The sequence below is a fragment of the Nonomuraea maheshkhaliensis genome (genome assembly GCF_039529435.1).
In the GTDB taxonomy this organism is placed as follows: Bacteria; Actinomycetota; Actinomycetes; order Streptosporangiales; family Streptosporangiaceae; genus Nonomuraea; species Nonomuraea maheshkhaliensis.
In genome coordinates this window covers 101,439-116,774 of record NZ_BAAAMU010000013.1, presented here as the reverse complement: position 1 = coordinate 116,774, position 15,336 = coordinate 101,439, and the positions used below count along the sequence as shown (strand labels likewise).

At 71.0% G+C, this 15,336-nt stretch carries 11 protein-coding genes; 9 read left to right on the top strand and 2 right to left on the bottom strand.

The genetic code is table 11. The annotated features are described in order from the left end of the window. The first annotated feature begins 4 nt into the window (after positions 1-4). From ABFX54_RS11825 to ABFX54_RS11805, 5 genes are all read left to right on the top strand, one after another. Positions 5-2,542 (top strand): ATP-binding protein, encoded by a 2,538-nt coding sequence (locus ABFX54_RS11825; RefSeq protein ID WP_346104088.1) that lies wholly within the window; start codon positions 5-7, stop codon positions 2,540-2,542. A gap of 75 nt (positions 2,543-2,617) precedes the next feature. Then, positions 2,618-3,448 carry a helix-turn-helix domain-containing protein gene (locus ABFX54_RS11820; RefSeq protein ID WP_346104086.1) on the top strand — a complete coding sequence of 277 codons (831 nt, stop codon included), beginning with the start codon at positions 2,618-2,620 and terminating at the stop codon, positions 3,446-3,448. 28 nt (positions 3,449-3,476) lie between these two features. Beyond that, positions 3,477-4,919 (top strand): ATP-binding protein, encoded by a 1,443-nt coding sequence (locus ABFX54_RS11815; RefSeq protein ID WP_346104084.1) that lies wholly within the window; start codon positions 3,477-3,479, stop codon positions 4,917-4,919. Continuing rightward, positions 4,916-5,557 (top strand): hypothetical protein, encoded by a 642-nt coding sequence (locus tag ABFX54_RS11810; RefSeq protein ID WP_346104082.1) that lies wholly within the window; start codon positions 4,916-4,918, stop codon positions 5,555-5,557. Before ABFX54_RS11815 ends, ABFX54_RS11810 begins: the two co-directional genes overlap by 4 nt. Before the next feature lie 54 nt (positions 5,558-5,611). Next, a complete protein-coding gene (locus tag ABFX54_RS11805) occupies positions 5,612-6,844 on the top strand; it encodes a cytochrome P450 family protein (RefSeq protein WP_346104080.1) in 1,233 nt (410 codons plus the stop codon). Here ABFX54_RS11805 and ABFX54_RS11800 read toward each other — a convergent pair. Then, the gene (locus ABFX54_RS11800) at positions 6,828-7,115 is read right to left on the bottom strand and encodes a DUF1330 domain-containing protein (RefSeq protein ID WP_346104078.1); all 288 of its coding nucleotides are present in this window, start codon (positions 7,113-7,115) and stop codon (positions 6,828-6,830) included. The genes ABFX54_RS11805 and ABFX54_RS11800 overlap by 17 nt on opposite strands. A 66-nt stretch (positions 7,116-7,181) precedes the next feature. Between ABFX54_RS11800 and ABFX54_RS11795 the strand changes: the two genes are divergently transcribed. Next, entirely contained in the window at positions 7,182-7,595 is a 414-nt protein-coding gene (locus ABFX54_RS11795; protein ID WP_346104076.1) for a MarR family winged helix-turn-helix transcriptional regulator, read from the top strand. A gap of 863 nt (positions 7,596-8,458) precedes the next feature. Here ABFX54_RS11795 and ABFX54_RS11790 read toward each other — a convergent pair. Beyond that, positions 8,459-9,670: a coiled-coil domain-containing protein gene (locus ABFX54_RS11790; RefSeq protein WP_346104075.1), complete on the bottom strand. Its 1,212-nt coding sequence runs from the start codon at positions 9,668-9,670 to the stop codon at positions 8,459-8,461. A 151-nt stretch (positions 9,671-9,821) separates the two neighbouring features. On the opposite strand from ABFX54_RS11790, the gene ABFX54_RS11785 reads away from it, so the two are divergent. The 3 genes from ABFX54_RS11785 (at position 9,822) to ABFX54_RS11775 (ending at position 15,316) form a co-directional block, all read left to right on the top strand. Next, entirely contained in the window at positions 9,822-10,886 is a 1,065-nt protein-coding gene (locus tag ABFX54_RS11785; protein ID WP_346104073.1) for a site-specific integrase, read from the top strand. A gap of 173 nt (positions 10,887-11,059) precedes the next feature. Further along, on the top strand, positions 11,060-11,227 hold the full coding sequence (locus ABFX54_RS11780) for a hypothetical protein (RefSeq protein ID WP_346104071.1): 168 nt from the start codon (positions 11,060-11,062) through the stop codon (positions 11,225-11,227). Positions 11,228-12,223: 996 nt separating this feature from the next. Beyond that, positions 12,224-15,316: a Tn3 family transposase gene (locus ABFX54_RS11775; RefSeq protein ID WP_346104069.1), complete on the top strand. Its 3,093-nt coding sequence runs from the start codon at positions 12,224-12,226 to the stop codon at positions 15,314-15,316. The last annotated feature ends 20 nt before the right edge of the window (positions 15,317-15,336 follow it).

The following is a 15,336-nucleotide window of genomic DNA, read 5'->3' as shown; positions in this document are numbered from 1 at the left end:
TCCCGTGGAAGCCAGTGAACTGATCAGAGGTGAAGTTCTAGAAGGTCACGCCGCGCGCCTGCACCAGCTCTGCCTGCCCCTGCTCCCGTTGGCCGATCGGCTCCCCGCTCCGCAGCATCTGGCCCTGAAGACGGCGTTCGACCTGGAGGAGGGGACGGCGCCGGACCCGCTCGTCCTCGGGCTCGCCGTCCTCGGCCTGCTGGCGGAGGCGGGCACGAGCGGGCTGGTGACCTGCGTCCTTGACGACGCCCAGTGGATGGACGCCGGTTCGGCCCAGGTGCTGGCCTTCGTCGCCCGCCGGATCCAGTCCGAGCCCGTCGCTCTGCTGTTCGCCATGCGCGACCCGGATGCCGTGCCCGCCCTGGCCGCCCTGCCCCATCTGCCGCTGTCCCCGCTCACTGACCAGGAGGCCGGCTCGCTGCTGGCCGCGCTGCCGCACGCTCCGCTGGATGCGGAGATCCGCCACCGGCTCATCGACGAGGCGCGCGGCAACCCGCTCGCTCTGCTGGAGCTGCCCCGCGACCTTGGCCCCGCCGGCTACCCCAGCCACCTCGACTCGCCGGTGACCGACCTGGTCGAGCAGAGCTTCCAGCGCCGCTTCCGCTCCCTGCCCGAGCGCACCCGGCGGCTGCTGGTGCTGGCCGCCGCCGAACCCCTCGGCGACACGGGGGTGCTGCGGAGTGCCGCGGAGCTGGACGGCCTGGCCATCCTCGACGTCGAACCCGCTGAGAGGGCCGAGCTGGTGCAGGTCGGCGTGCACGTCCGCTTCCGCCACCCGCTGGTCCGATCGGCGATCTACCGGCTGGCGGACGAAGCCCAGCGCCGCCGCGCCCACCACGCGCTGGCCCGCGCGTTCGACCCTGTGCACCGCCCTGACCGGCGTATCTGGCATCAGGCCCAGGCCGCGGACCGGCCGGACGAGCACCTGGCCGGTGAGCTGGAACGCCTGGCCGACCGAGCCCGGCGTCGCGGCGGGGTGGCGCCCGCCGCCGCGTTCCTCGAACGCGCCGCCGAACTGACCCCTGACTCCGTACGGAAGGCGGACCGCGCGCTGGTCGCCGCCCAGGCGAAACACGAGGCGGGAGCCTCCGAGCAGGCCAGTGCCTTGCTCGCGGACGCCGACGCCGGGCCGCTGACCGGCGCCGGGCGGGCCCGCCTGCTGCGGCTGCGTGGCCAGATCGCGTTCTCGCTGCGGCGCGACGACGACGCGCCCGTGCTGCTGCTGCAGGCGGCCGAACAGATGGCGCCGCTGGACGCGGCCCTGGCCAGGCAGACCGCGCTGGAGGCGCTGTGGGCCGCCACCGGCGCCGAGCGCAACGGCGACGCGCACGGCATCAAGGCCGTGGCGGAAGCCGTGCTGCGCGGCCCCGCCGCGCCACCGATGCCGCAACCCGCCGACCTGCTGCTGGACGGCCTGGCCACGCTGTTCACCCAGGGCCAGCGCGCCGCCGCGCCGCTGCTGCGCGCCGCCGTCGACGGTTTCCGCCAGGCCGACGATCCGAACTGGCTGCCCGTCGCCTGCCGGGCGGCCTGGGATCTGTGGGACGAGGTCGCGCTGGAGGAGCTCGCCACCCGCTGCGTCGAGCTCGCGCGGGAGGCGGGGACGCTGACATTCCTGCCGCTGGCGCTCAACTTTCAGGCCGTGGCCGCCACCTACGCCGGGCGCTTCACCGCTGCCTCGACCATGACCGAGCAGGCGCACGCCCTCACCGAGGCCATTGCCGGGGCCTTCGTTCCTTATGCGGCCATCGTGCTGGCCGCCCATCAGGGCGACCGGGGCCGGGCCCGCGCACTGTTCGGCCAGAGTTCGCGGGCCGCCGCCGACGGCGCGGGCGGGTTCGTCACGATCGTCGAATACGCCACCGCCGTCCTGCACAACGGGCTGGGCGAACACGAGGCCGCGCTCGCGCCCGCCCGCCAGGCCGCCGGCCGCAGCCGCCTGTTCTGGAGCGCCGCCGCGCTGCCCGAACTGATCGAAGCCGCCGCCCGCACCGGACGGCCCGAACTGGCCCGGCCCGCCCTGGACGAGCTCGCCGAGCTGACCGAGGCGGCCGGCACCGGCTGGGGGCTCGGCGTGCTGGCCCGCTGCCGCGCCCTGCTCAGCGACACCCCGGGCAAGCTGTATGAGGAGGCCGTCGACCGCCTCGCCGGCACCCGCGTCGCCGTCCAGCTGGCCCGTACCCACCTGCTGCACGGCGAATGGCTCCTGCGTTCCGGCGCACGAGCGCAGGCACGCGCGAGCCTGCGCGAGGCCCATCGCATGTTCGACCATATGGGCGCCGCCGCCTTCGCCACCCGCGCCGCCCGCGGGCTGCGCGAGCTCGGGGACCGGCCGACCAGCTCATCCACCTCGGTCCTGGACGCCCTGACCTCGCAGGAAGCCCACATCGCCCGCCTCGTGGCCACCGGCAGAACCTCCCGCGAAGTGGCCGCCGACCTGTTCCTGAGCCCGCGCACCATTGACAACCACCTGCGCAACATCTACCGCAAGCTCGGCATCGGCTCCCGCCGCCAGCTGCGTGAGCGCGACCTCGGCACCTGACACCGCCTGCGGCCGTCCAACCTGGGAGTGATGCACCCAGGCAACCGATCCGCCGGTTGCCTAACCTCGAATGTCATGGACAGTGAGCGCAACGACCAGCTGGGGAGGTTTCTGCGAGAGCGCCGCGCGCTCGTGCGGCCCGAGCAAGCCGGGCTGCCCTCGGACGGCCGCCGCCAGGTGAAGGGCCTGCGCCGCGACGAGGTCGCCCACCTGGCTGGCCTCAGCCCCGGCTACTACGCCCGGCTCGAACAGGGCCGCGAGCACCCCACCCGCCAGACCGTGGAGAGCCTGGCCCGGGCGCTGCGCCTGGACGAGCACGCCCGGGCAGAGCTGTACCGGCTGGCCCGGCCCACCGTCACCCGCCGCCGTCCCGGCCGCGTCGAGCGCATCGCGCCCGAGGTGCTGGCCCTGCTGCACGACTGGACGGTGGCCCCGGCGTACGTCCTGGGCTGGTCCTGTGACGTGCTGGCCCGCAACCCGCTGGCGGCCGTGCTGCACAACCGTTTCGTCCTCGGGGACAACCTGCTGCGCATGATCTTCCTCGACCCGGCGGGACGGCAGTTCTTCCGCGACTGGACCGGCACCGCCCGGGCCGCCGTCCACGACCTTCGTCATGCGGCCCGTCAGAGCCCGGACGAGCACCACCTGCGTGAACTCGTCGGTGAGCTGGCGATCGCCAGCCACGACTTCCGCCGGTTGTGGGCCGCCCCCGAGCCGCGCGGCGCGCTCACGCCCGGCAGCCACTTTCACCACCCCGACGTGGGCGACCTGCGTCTGCGCACCGAGATCTTCCCTGTCGCCAGCGGGCCCGGCCTGCGGCTCGTCGCCCACCCGGCCGAGCCGGACTCGCCCTCCGCCCAGGCCCTGGCCCTGCTGGGCACGCTGGCCATCCGGCCTGCGGAGTAGCCCGCCTCATGCCATACCATTCACGCCGATGGCCCGGCTCGCCGACCGCCTGAACGCGGCCCGGACAGCCACCTTCACCGGCCGCGCGACGCACCTGGCCGCCTTCCGTGACGCCCTGGCCGGCGGCCCGGCCGCAGTTCTGTTCGTCCACGGGCCTGGCGGCGTCGGCAAGACCAGCCTGCTGCGCCGCTACGCCGACGAGGCCCGCCGCGCCGGCCGCCACGTGATCGCCATCGACGGCCGCGATCTACCCGCCTCCCCCTCAGCCTTCTCATCCGCGGCCGCCGCCGCGCTGAACGACCCCACCGTCGTCCTGCTCATCGACGACTTCGAACGCTGCCAGGGCCTCGAAGGCTGGCTGAGCGGCACGTTCCTGCCGCGCCTGCCCGCAACGGCACTCACCGTCATCGCCGGACGCAACCCTCCGGCCCGCCGCTGGAGCGACGACCCCGGCTGGGCGCAGGCGCTGCGCGTGCTCCCAATGGGAAACTTGGGCGAGCAGGAGGCGAGAAATATGCTGCTCGCCGCCGGTGTGGCCGCCCAGCGGCACGAGGAAATACTCCGCTTCACCGGCGGTCATCCCCTGGCGCTCAGCATGGCCGCCAAGCTCGCCACCGGACCCGCCACCGGACCTGGCAGCGGACCCGGTGGCGGACCTGGTGGCGGTGGCGGTGCCGGTCAGGAGCCGCCCGGCGACTGGCAGCCAGGGGATGACGTGCTGCGCCACCTGCTGGAACGGCTCATCGGAGAGGTCCCCACGCCCGCTCACCGCCGCACCCTGGAGGTGTGCGCGCACGTGCTGGACACCACCCAGGCGCTGCTCCAGGTCGCCGCACCCGGCCAGGCCGAGGAACTGTTCACCTGGCTGCGCGACCAGCCCTACATCGTGGCAGGCCGACACGGCCTGCACCCGCACGACCTCATACGCCGGCTTCTGGACGCCGACCTGCGCTGGCGCGACCCCGACGGCTACCAGGAGATGCACACGCGGATGCGCGCCCACCTGATCCAGCGGGCCCGCGCCGCGTCCGGCCCCGCCGTACTGCCCGCCACCCTCGCCCTGTCCTTTCTGCACCGGCACAACGGCTTCGTCTCCCGGTTCATCACCTGGGGGATACCAGTCGCGTGCACGAGGATGTGCTGCGTCCCGACGATCGGGCCGCCGTACTCGGGCTCATCCGGCAGGCCGAGGGCCCGCGCTCGGCCGCCGTCGCCGGATTCTGGCTCGACCGGCAGCCGGCCGGCTTCCGCGTATACCGATCGCCCGGCGGCGAACCGGTCGCCGTGCTGGCCTGGCTACGGCTGGAGGCCGAGCGACCCGAGGAGATCGACGCCGACCCGGTCGTGGCCGCCGCGTGGCTGCACGCGCGCGCCCGCCGTCCCCCGCGCCGGGGCGAGCACCTCGGCGTCGCCCGCTTCCTGGTGGACCCGGCCGGGCATCAGCGGCCTTCCCCCGTCATGGACCTTATGATCCACCGAGTACTGGCCGAGTTCCTGCACGCCAGGCGGCTGGCCTGGTCCTTCATCGCGCTGCGGGACCCGTTCTGGCAGCCGCTCATGGCCTACATCGACCAGCGGGCCCTGCCGGAGCCCGTCACCGGCGGCGACCAGCCCACCCCGCTGTACGCGCACGACTGGCGCACCATGCCGGTCGGGCGATGGCTGGAGGCCAGCGGCATGGTCGAACTCGACGGCCCCGACGATCGGCCCGTTCCCGCGTACCAGCAGGGCGAGAGCTTCGCCGTGCTGAGCCACGAGCAGCTCACCGCGGCCGTCACCCAGGCGCTGCACGACCTGCGCCGGCCCGACCGGCTGGCCGCCAACCCGCTGATCCGCACCCGGCTCCTCGCCGAAGCGGGGCCGGGCGAACGCGCCGACCGCCTGCGGCACCTGCTGACCAGCGCGATCGGCACCCTGGCCGGCGACGCCCGCACCGCCAAGTTCCACCGCGCACTGGCCACCGCGTACCTGCACGCCGCCCCCACCCAGGAGGCCAGCGCCGAACGCCTGGCCGTCTCCCTGAGCACCTACCGCCGCCACCTGGCGCGCGGCACCGACCTGATCGTCCAGCAGTTGTGGGAGCGCGAGCTGCACGGAAATGACCAGTGATTGACGTGTGCCTGCTCTGGCCGCTGACGTGCCATCGCGCCGAACATTCCGGTCATGACGACTCACAACGATGATCTCACCCTGGTCGGCACCGCCGAGTTCAAGGCCGACGCTCATGCCCGCTACGCCGCGCTGCGCGCTCAGGGCCCCATCCACCGGGTGCGCTCGGCCGATGGCACCACGTCCTGGCTGGTCGTGGACTACGAACTGGGCCGTGAGACTCTCGCGCACCCGCAGCTGAGCAAGAACCCAGAACCGTTCGCCGAGCAACTGCGCGCCTCGGGACGGCACATCCTGCTCGCCGGCTCCGGCTTCGGCGGCAACATGCTGATGGCCGACCCGCCCGAGCACACCCGGCTGCGCCGCCTGGTGTCCAAGGCGTTCACCCCCGCCGCCATCGAGCGGCTGGCGCCCCGCGTCGAACAACTCGCGCACGAACTCATCGACGCCATCGCCCCCGCCGGCACCGCAGACCTGGTCGCCGCCTTCACCGGCCCCCTGCCCATGGCCGTCATCTGCGACCTTCTCGGCGTACCCGAGCAGCACCGTGACAACCTGCAGCGATGGACCCGGCGCGGCATGGGCAACCCCTCGACCGCCCAGCGCGAGGCTCTGCTCGCCCTGAACACCTACCTGCAGGAGCTGCTGGACGCCAAACGCGCCGCCCACGCCGACGACCTGCTGTCCCACCTGATCGGCGTGCACGACGACGACCACGGCCGCCTGTCCACCACCGAACTGCTCGGCACCGCCGTCATCCTCGTCGTCGCCGGCCACGAGACCACAGTGAACCTCCTGGGCAACGCCATAGCCGCCCTCCTGGACCACCCCGCCCAGGCCGCGCATCTGCGCGCCAACCCGCACGACCTGCCGGGCGCGGTGGAGGAGTTCCTGCGCTTCGACAGCCCCGTCGAGCTGACCCCGGCCCGCTTCGCCACCGAGGACCTGCTCCTCGGTGGCCACCGCATCAGACGCGGCGAGACCGTCACCGTGGCCCTCACCTCCGCCAGCCGTGCGGCGGGCCCCGCCGAGACGGCCGACCGCCTCGACGTGACCCGCCCGGACGCGCGTCACCTGGCCTTCGGCCACGGAATCCACTACTGCCTGGGCGCCCCCCTGGCCCGGCTGGAAGGCGCCGTCGCGCTCCGCGTGCTGCTGAACCGGCTGCCCGACCTGGCCTGGGCCGACCCGCCGGCGCAGCGCCACTGGCTGCCCGCCGGCATCACCCGCGGTCCGGTGACGCTGCCCGTGCGCTTCACCCCCGCCGGCGTCACAGCCCTTCGATGACCAGGGCGTGCGCCTCGGCGAAGGTGTGCCGGAACGCCTTCAGCGGCGCGTACTCCTCGGAGTGGTAGAACGCCTCGGCCGCCTGCTTGCTGTCGAAGCGCAGGATGACGGCCAGCGCGGGGTCGGCGTCGCTCTCCCAGATCAGCGGCTGGGCGTCGCGGGCGACCGGCACACCCCCGTAGCGGCCGACGACTTCCAGCGTGGCGGCCTCGTACTGGCGGAACTTCTCTTCATCGTCAGGAGTGACGCTGATGACCATGTATGCACTCATGCCGATGAATCTAGCGCACAAGTATCTTGTGCACGAAATAAGAGTGCGGCTGATAGATTGGGACCCATGCGGCTTGACGATCAGATCTGCTTCTCCCTCGCGACCGCCTCCCGGTCGGTGGCGGCGCTGTACCGGCCCCTGCTGGAGGAGGCAGGGCTGACCCAGCCGCAGTACATGGTGATGCTCGCGTTGTGGGAACACAGCCCCATCACCATCAAGCAGATCTCGGCCGCCGTCCAACTCGACCACGGCACCCTGACCCCCCTGCTCAAACGCCTGGAGGCCGTCGGCCACCTCGTTCGCCGCCGCCGCACCGACGACGAACGCAGCGTCGAAGTCGATCTGACCTCCCAGGGCCGGGCGCTGCGTCAACAGGTCGAAGCGATCCCCGACAAGATCAGCCAGGCGCTCCCGCTGACCCACGAGGAAAGCCACCACCTGCGCGAACTGCTCGCTAAGCTCGGCCGCGCGCCCACCTGAGATACCCAAACGGCGGCACCAGCGATCCACAGCGCGGGCGGTGGGACTCCAAGGCTGACCCGGCAGCGAGGCCCGCAGCTCGCCGAAACAAGATGATCATCCTCCGCACAACGCTCGGGGCATATGAGCTTTCGGCACAAGGCCGCAGCCTCGCCGTCGTCCCTCGACGCCAGCTCGAGCTTGTGGTCTCGTCCAACCGCATACGCCTCCTCGGGCCCGCGCGACGATCCTTGACTCCTATGGGTCATCATCAGCGCGACTGGCAAGGACCCTGTCCCTTGCACCATGCTGCCGGCCGCAGCAACGTGATCGCCGACGTACGTGATAATGGCCGCTTATCCCGTACATGAGCGATCATGGCCCCGCCTCGACCAGGAGAACCTCGCCCCCGGAGGGCACGCGACGCCGGCACGTTATCCGGTGCACCACTGAAGACATCAAGCGGCAGCCAACCTGAGCACCGCGCCGGAAGACCGCCGCGCTACGCGGCGGACAGGTCACCCCCCCACCTCGGCCGCCGATCGCGCCATGGACACACCAGGCGGTCAAGATCGGCCCACGTGCCTTACGTGCCAGACAAGGTCATATGGCTCTGACCTGCGGGAAGATGCAAACAACCCAAGATAACTATCGCCGTGACCCGGCCCAGCTGCCACGCGATCTTGATGACCTGGCGCAGCGCGGTGGCGCCAGCGACGGCGAACATGCCCCGGTACTCGACGGCTCCAGAATGAGGTTGAGCCCGGTGCGCCGGTCAAACAGATGGACGCCGAACGAGGTCTGGCCGAACCTTGAGTGGAAGCACCGAAATATCCTGCCAGAACCGACCTTGAGATGACCATGGCGCACGGCCGCCGTCCGCGTTATGCGAGGCCGGCTGGCGGTGCGTCGCCCGGCTTGGAGCCGTCTGAGGTGGGGCTTCGACCGGATGACGGACGTGCCGATTCGATGACATCGGCGGTAGCGGCGGGATCACCTGTACCGGGGCCGGCGTGTTCGGGCAGGCGTGAGCTCTCCTGCTCGTGCAGCAGGGCCTGCGCCACGGCGGCGGCTGTGATGGCCTCCTCGCGCTGGTTCTGCGCGGTCTTGAGGGCGCGCGCGGCGTCCCTGAGTTCGGCACGCAGCCGGTCGGCCTCATTGGCGGCGTTGGCCTGGGCCCGGGCGGCGGCCTCGCGGGCCTGCTCGGCCACGGCCGCCGCGGTGACCGCCCGCTCGCGTCGCCCCTGTTCGCTGGCCAATGCATCGCGGAGCCGCTCCAGCTCATGGGCATGCGCGGCAGCGGTGCCACGGGCCAGGTCGCGTTCCTGCTCGGCTTTTCGGGTCCGGTCCGCCTGTTCCTGCAGTTGGCGACGGAGGTCGGCGAGCTCGTGCTGCTGGTCGCTGGCCTGCTGTTCCAGTTCGGTGGTGCGGGCGGTCATCGTGGCGTTCAGCTCGGTGAGCTCGGTGGTTCGCCGAGTGGCGGCGTCCCGGTCGTGCTCGGCTTGACGCTGCCGGGCGGCGGCGCCAGCGGCGGCCTGCTCGGCTTGGATGCGTGCGTTCTGGTGCTCGCCGACCTTTCGCCAGGCGTCCTGCTCGCGCTCTTCGGCACGGTCGCGGGCGGCCTCGGCCTGCGTGCGGGCGCGTTCGGCGTCCGCGATCCGGATGGCGGCGGTGTTGGTCGCGGTCGTGGCGCGTTGCTCGGCCGCCGCCGCGGCGGCGCGTGCTTCTTCGGCGGCCTGTTCGGCGGCTTCGACCTGGGCCAGCGCGCCGCTGCTCAGCTCGGCCAGCTGGGCGCGCAGTGCCTCCTGGGCGGCCTGCCACTGCTCGCCCGCCGTCAGCAGCGGCGCGAGCAGATCGTGGGCGCGCAGAAGTGCGTTGGCGACGGGGACGGTGTGGAGGGTGGTACGCGCCCGGTAGGCGGCCGCCCGGCAGGCGTCGCTGCAGTATTTGGCGCGGCTGCTGCGTCCGGGCAGGGCTTTCGCGCAGCCGGGGCCGGCACATCGCAGCTGCTCAATCGTTCTGATCGTCCCGCTATCGGCCTTGTCGTCATGTTCGGCCGGTGCGTCCGCCGGCACGGTTTCCTGATCGTTCGCCACAAGCAGCAGAGTAGCGTTCGCAGCGTTCGATCGCAGTATTTCCGTGCGTTCGCAAACGCTTGTGTCGTGAGCGCTGACCCGTGATAACCTTCCTTATCGCGGGTCAGAAACGCGGCACCGGACCGGTGCCACAGCGGGCGGGAGACGGGGCGTGCACGACGAGCGGGACGAGCGGGAGGCGCTGCCGGCCCCGGTGGCGGGGGAGCGGCCGCCGATTTACCCGCTTGCAGAGAATACGGCGCACGACGGCGGGCATACCGCCGCCGACTACACGCTCAGCGCCCGCACCCGGGAGCGGATCGCCGACGGCGTGCCGGCCAACACCCGCCGCGCCTACACCCGGCAATGGGCCGCCTTCACCGCCTGGTGCGCCGAGCATGGCCGGATCGCGCTGCCCGCCACCGCGCACACGCTGGCCGAATACACCTCGGCGCTGTGCGAGGGCGGCCAGGCCCCGGCCAGCATCGAGCAGGCCATCGCCGCCGTGCGCACCATGCACCGGCTGGCCGGCCACCCCGCACAGCCCGCCACCGACTCCGCCCGCCTGGCGCTGCGCGCCTACAAACGCCAGCGCGCCGAGGCCGGCGGTCGCGGCCAGCGCGAGGCCCCGCCCGTCACCATCGACGCGCTGCGCGCCATGGTCAGCGCCTGCGACCTGGCGACGCTGATCGGGCGGCGCGACCGGCTGCTGCTGGTGCTCGGCCTGGCATTGATGGGCCGGCGCAGCGAACTCGTCGCCCTGCAGCGGGAGGACGTGCGCGAGGTCGCCGACGGCATCGAGGTCACCATCCGCACCTCCAAGACCGACAAGGACTCGGCCGGCGAGACCATCGCCATCCCGCGCGGCAGCCATCCGCTGACCGACCCGGTCGCCGCCTGGCGCGACTGGCTGCACGTGCTGGACCAGGCCGGACACACCTCCGGGCGGCTGCTGCGCCGCATCGACCGGCACGGCACGATCGGGCCCTCGCTCGGCGCCGACGCCGTCAACACCATCGTCCGCGACCTCGCCGTCCGCGCCCGCGTGCCCTCAGCCGACACCTTCACCGCGCACAGCCTGCGTGCCGGCGGCGCCACCGTGGCCTACGCCGCCGGCGTCCCGGTCGCGGTCATCGCCAAACACGGCCGCTGGGCGCCCGCCTCACCGGTGGTCTTGCGGTACATCAGGGCCGTGGACCGCTGGCGCGACAACGCCATGCGCAACGTGGGGCTCTGACCAGCAAAAACGCACAGAACAGCAGATGCGCAGGACCGAGTCAGGCTCATCCACCGCCCCCATCGACACCACCGGTATCGTGCACCTGGCCTGACCCGGGCAACCCTTCCAGGCGCCACCTGACCAGGCGTTAGGCTGCCTCGCGAGCACCCAGCCGCGAGGAGAGGCCAGCCGTGAACACCACACCGGAACCCCAGCCGGACAGGACACTGCCGGCGATCCGCCAGGCCCTGTGCCATCCCCGCGACCGGGCAGGGTTCGACGCAGAACTGCCGGTGGCCGTCGAGAAAGCCCGAGCCGCCGGCGACTGGCGCGAAATCGAAAGATTCACCCACACATAGTGGATCACCGCCTACGTCAGCAGGAAAGACCCCGCGGACCGGCAACGAGCCTGGGACATCCTCGACGACATCCGACGCAGCATCGAGCGCGGCGAGGAGATCCCCGGCGTCCCGCTGGAGGAGGTGCTCGCCTGGCGGAGCCGCCCGACGACAGACGCCCCAGCCGGACGGCGGGCACCCATGACCTGTCAGGCGCCCGAACCCACGAACGCCTGGCACGCGAATGGGCCGGGCACCACTGAACAACAACCGTGACGGATAACTGCTCGCGTCAACAGGCGGGATCCGCGCCCACCTTGATGGTACGACGGGCACCCTTTCTGCCCGTTCGGTCGTCCGTGGGCCACCTCAGCCCCCGCCGTCAACCCAGCGGTAACGCCCCCTCAGCAGCTGCCGCGCACCTTCCGACAACCCGGACACGGACAGGAACTCCTCCGGAGATGTCCGCACGCGGCCGGGACTGTGCCGCCAGGCGTATTCGACCAGGTCATCACGCCGACAGGCTCGTGCTCGACGGGCACAGGCTTCACGCGTTCGCTCACCCGGGGTCATGGGACTATCCGGCGGAAATTGAACGCTAAGCCTCCCACCACAGGTCAGGCGGAGTGAGCCGGGGTATTGCGGTGTGCATGTCCTGTCTGTAGATCATCGGCTGGATACGACCCGGTACGCTCGCGGTGAGATCGCCAGTGTTGTCCATGGGTGTTCAAGGAGACGGGTTGAGCGACAGCAGGGCTGCCGAGGCCGAGGGCGAGGCCGGTGAGAGGGTGGCGCCGCCGGCTCCTCCGTACGAACCCGTGCGGGTGGTACCGACGCGGCCGGATGGCTGGCCTGATTGGCTGGGCCGCAGGCCGATCAGTTCGGCGGACTCGGGCAGGATCCTGAAGGAGCTCAAGGGGTGCCACCGGAATACGGCAGAAACGGGCCGCGCTGTTGATCACCGGTCGATAGACTTGCTAGGTTTGCGCTGGTTGGTGGCAGTTTCCGGGGGTCTGGGTGGCGTCGATCGATCGGACGGCGTACCCAAGGTTCGCGCGGGCGGTGTCGGCGCGGGAGTTGGCGGAGGTGTTCACCCCGTCGGCTGACGAGGTGGATTGGGCGCGCGGCAAGACCCAGGACGACCAGCATCTGCTGGCGTTGCTGGTGTGGTTGAAGACCTACCAGCGGCTGGGGTACTTCCCGAAGCTGGCCGACGTTCCGGCGGTGGTCGCCGAGCACATCCGCGGTGTGGTCGGCCTGTCGGACGGCACAGTGCTGGCCGAGGCCGCGGAGCGGTCGGCGAAGCGGCACAGGAGCTTCGTGCGCTCCAAGATGGGCGTTACTTATGACGCGGCTAGGGTGCGGGCGGTGGCCGCCGAGGCGATCCGCAAGGCCGCGCAGGCGAAGGACAACCCGGCCGACTTGATCAACGTGGCGTTGGACGAGCTGGTCAAGGCCACGTGCGAGCTGCCGGGCTTCACGACGCTGGACGAGCTGACGAAGAAGATCCGCACCGAGGTGAACCGCGGGTTCTTCACCTCGGTGTCCGAGCGGGTCGACGTAGCCGCCCGAGCGAGGTTGGGCCGGCTGCTGGTGGTCGACCCGGTGACCCGGCGCAGTGAGTACGACGGGCTGAAGGACGTGGCGCAGGCCGCCTCTTTGGGAAAATTCAAAGGCCGCCTGGCGTTCCTGCAGGACCTGGATGCGTTCGGCCCGACCGAGGTCTGGCTGGAGGGCATCCCGCCGGGCAAGATTGCGCACTTCGCGGGCGAGGCGCGGGTGACCGACGTCGCGGACCTGCGCAAAGTAGTGGATGAGGACAAGCGCCTCACCCTGATCGTCAGCCTGCTCCACACGGTGCGGACCGGCGTCCGCGATGACGTGGTGACGATGTTCTGTAAGCGGATCTCAGCGATCCACAAGAAGGGCCGCGACCAGCTGGAGGCGCTGCGGGAGATCCACCGGGCGGAGTCCGAGCGGCTGCTGGGCGTGTTCGGCGACGTCCTGAACGGCGTTCGGGAAGCCATCACACCCGCCGACCATCAGGCCGACGAGGCGGCCGCCAAGACAGAGGACGCAGGCTCCCCGGAGGCGGTGGCCGAGCGGGCCGGACACCTGGTGCTCAAAGCGTTGGAACAGGCGGGCGGACTGGAGGCGCTGTCGGCCGCCCACGAGGCGGTCTCAGCGCATCACGGCAACAACTACCTGCCGCTGCTGGACCAGCACTACCGCTCCCACCGGTCGGCGCTGTTCACCTTGGTGGAGTCGATTGATCTGGAGTCGACCAACGCCGACCGGTCGGTCTTGGACGCGGTCGACTACCTGCAAGCCCAGCGGGGCGCCCGAGCCGCGTTCGTTCCCGAGCAGATCAAGGTGGAGCGGGACGGCCCGGACGGTGTCGAGGCTGTGACCTTGTCGGTCGACGTGGACGCGTTCACTTCGGCGATGTGGCGGAAGATCCTCAAGGACCCGGACCGGCCGGGGATGCTGGTGCGCCGCCACCTGGAGGTGTGCGTGTTCTCCTATCTGGCCGCAGAGCTGCGGTCGGGCGACATCGCGGTGGCCGGGTCGGACTCCTACGCCAACCTGCACGACCAGCTCATGAGCTGGGGGGAGTGCGAGCCGCAGGTCGAGGAGTTCTGCGCCGAGGCCGGGCTGCCGACAGACGCCGCCGAGCTGGCCGGCTATTACAAGCGGCTCCTAGCCGAGGTCGCCGCGGGCGTGGACGCCGGCTACCCCGGCAACACCGACCTGGTCCTGGAGGGCGGGCGGCCCGTACTGCGCCGCCGCAAGGGCGCCGAGCGGAGCAAGGAGGCCCTCAAGCTGGAAGAGGCGGTGCACGACCGGCTGCCACAGCGGGACCTGCTGGACATCCTCACCCGCACCGCCTACCAGCTCGGCTGGCACCATCACTTCGGACCGGCGTCCGGCTCCGACCCGAAGATCAAGGAAGCGCTCGGCCGATATGTGCTGACGGTCTTCACCTACGGCACCCTCCTCGGCCCGGCTCAGGTCGCTGCGCACATGCGCGGCAAGGTCAGCGCCGCCGAACTCGCCCGGGGCGCGAACCAGCACGCCACCAGCGAGAAGATCGCCAAAGCCTCCACCACGGTGATCAACGCGTTCAATCAGCTCGACATCTCCTCGGTATGGGGCGACGGCAAGACCGTGGCCGCCGACGGCTCTCAGATCGAGACCTGGGAGAACAACCTGCTCGCCGAGAGCCACATCCGGTACGGCGGCTACGGAGGCCTCGCCTACCGGCACATCTCCAACACCTATGTCGCGCTGTTCAGCCACTTCATCCCGTGCGGGGTGTGGGAGGCGGTCTACATCATCGAGGGGCTGCTGAAGAACGCTTCGGAGATCCAGTCGGACACCATCCATGCCGATACCCAAGGCCAGTCGCTTCCGGTCTTCGGCCTCGCCGCGCTTCTGGGGTTCGACCTGCTGCCCCGCATCCGCAACTGGCACGACCTGATCTTCTCCCGGCCCACCCTGGACACCGCCTACCAGCACATCGACTCACTGTTCGGCGACGAGGCGATCGACTGGCGACTCATCGAGACCCACTGGACCGACCTGCTGCGCACGGCGATCTCCATCAAGAAGAACCGGCTCTCCTCGGTCACCCTGCTACGCCGGCTCGGCAACCACTCCCGCAAGAACCGCCTCTATCGCGCCTTCCGCGAACTTGGCCGCGCCGTCCGCACGATCACGCTCCTGCGATACCTATCCGACCCGGACCTGCGCGAGCAAATCACCCAGGTCACCAACCGCAACGAGGCCTTCCACGGCTTCGCCGACTGGCTCATGTTCGGCGGCAAGCTCATCGGCCACAACGACCCCGACTACCAAGAAAAGATCATCAAGTTCAACGAGCTGCTCGCCAACTGCGTGATCTACTCCACCGCATGCGACCTCACCGACGCTGCCAACGCCATCGCCGCCGAAGGCCGCCCCGTCGACCCCGACGACCTGGCCACCATCTCGCCCTACATCACCCACGTCATCCGCCGGTTCGGCAACTGGATCCTCAACCTCACCCCGCCGACCGTCGCGCCCACGACGCACCTCGATCTCGAATCCCGCGTCTTGTTCGCCCCCTGACTGATCCGTGCAGCCGACTT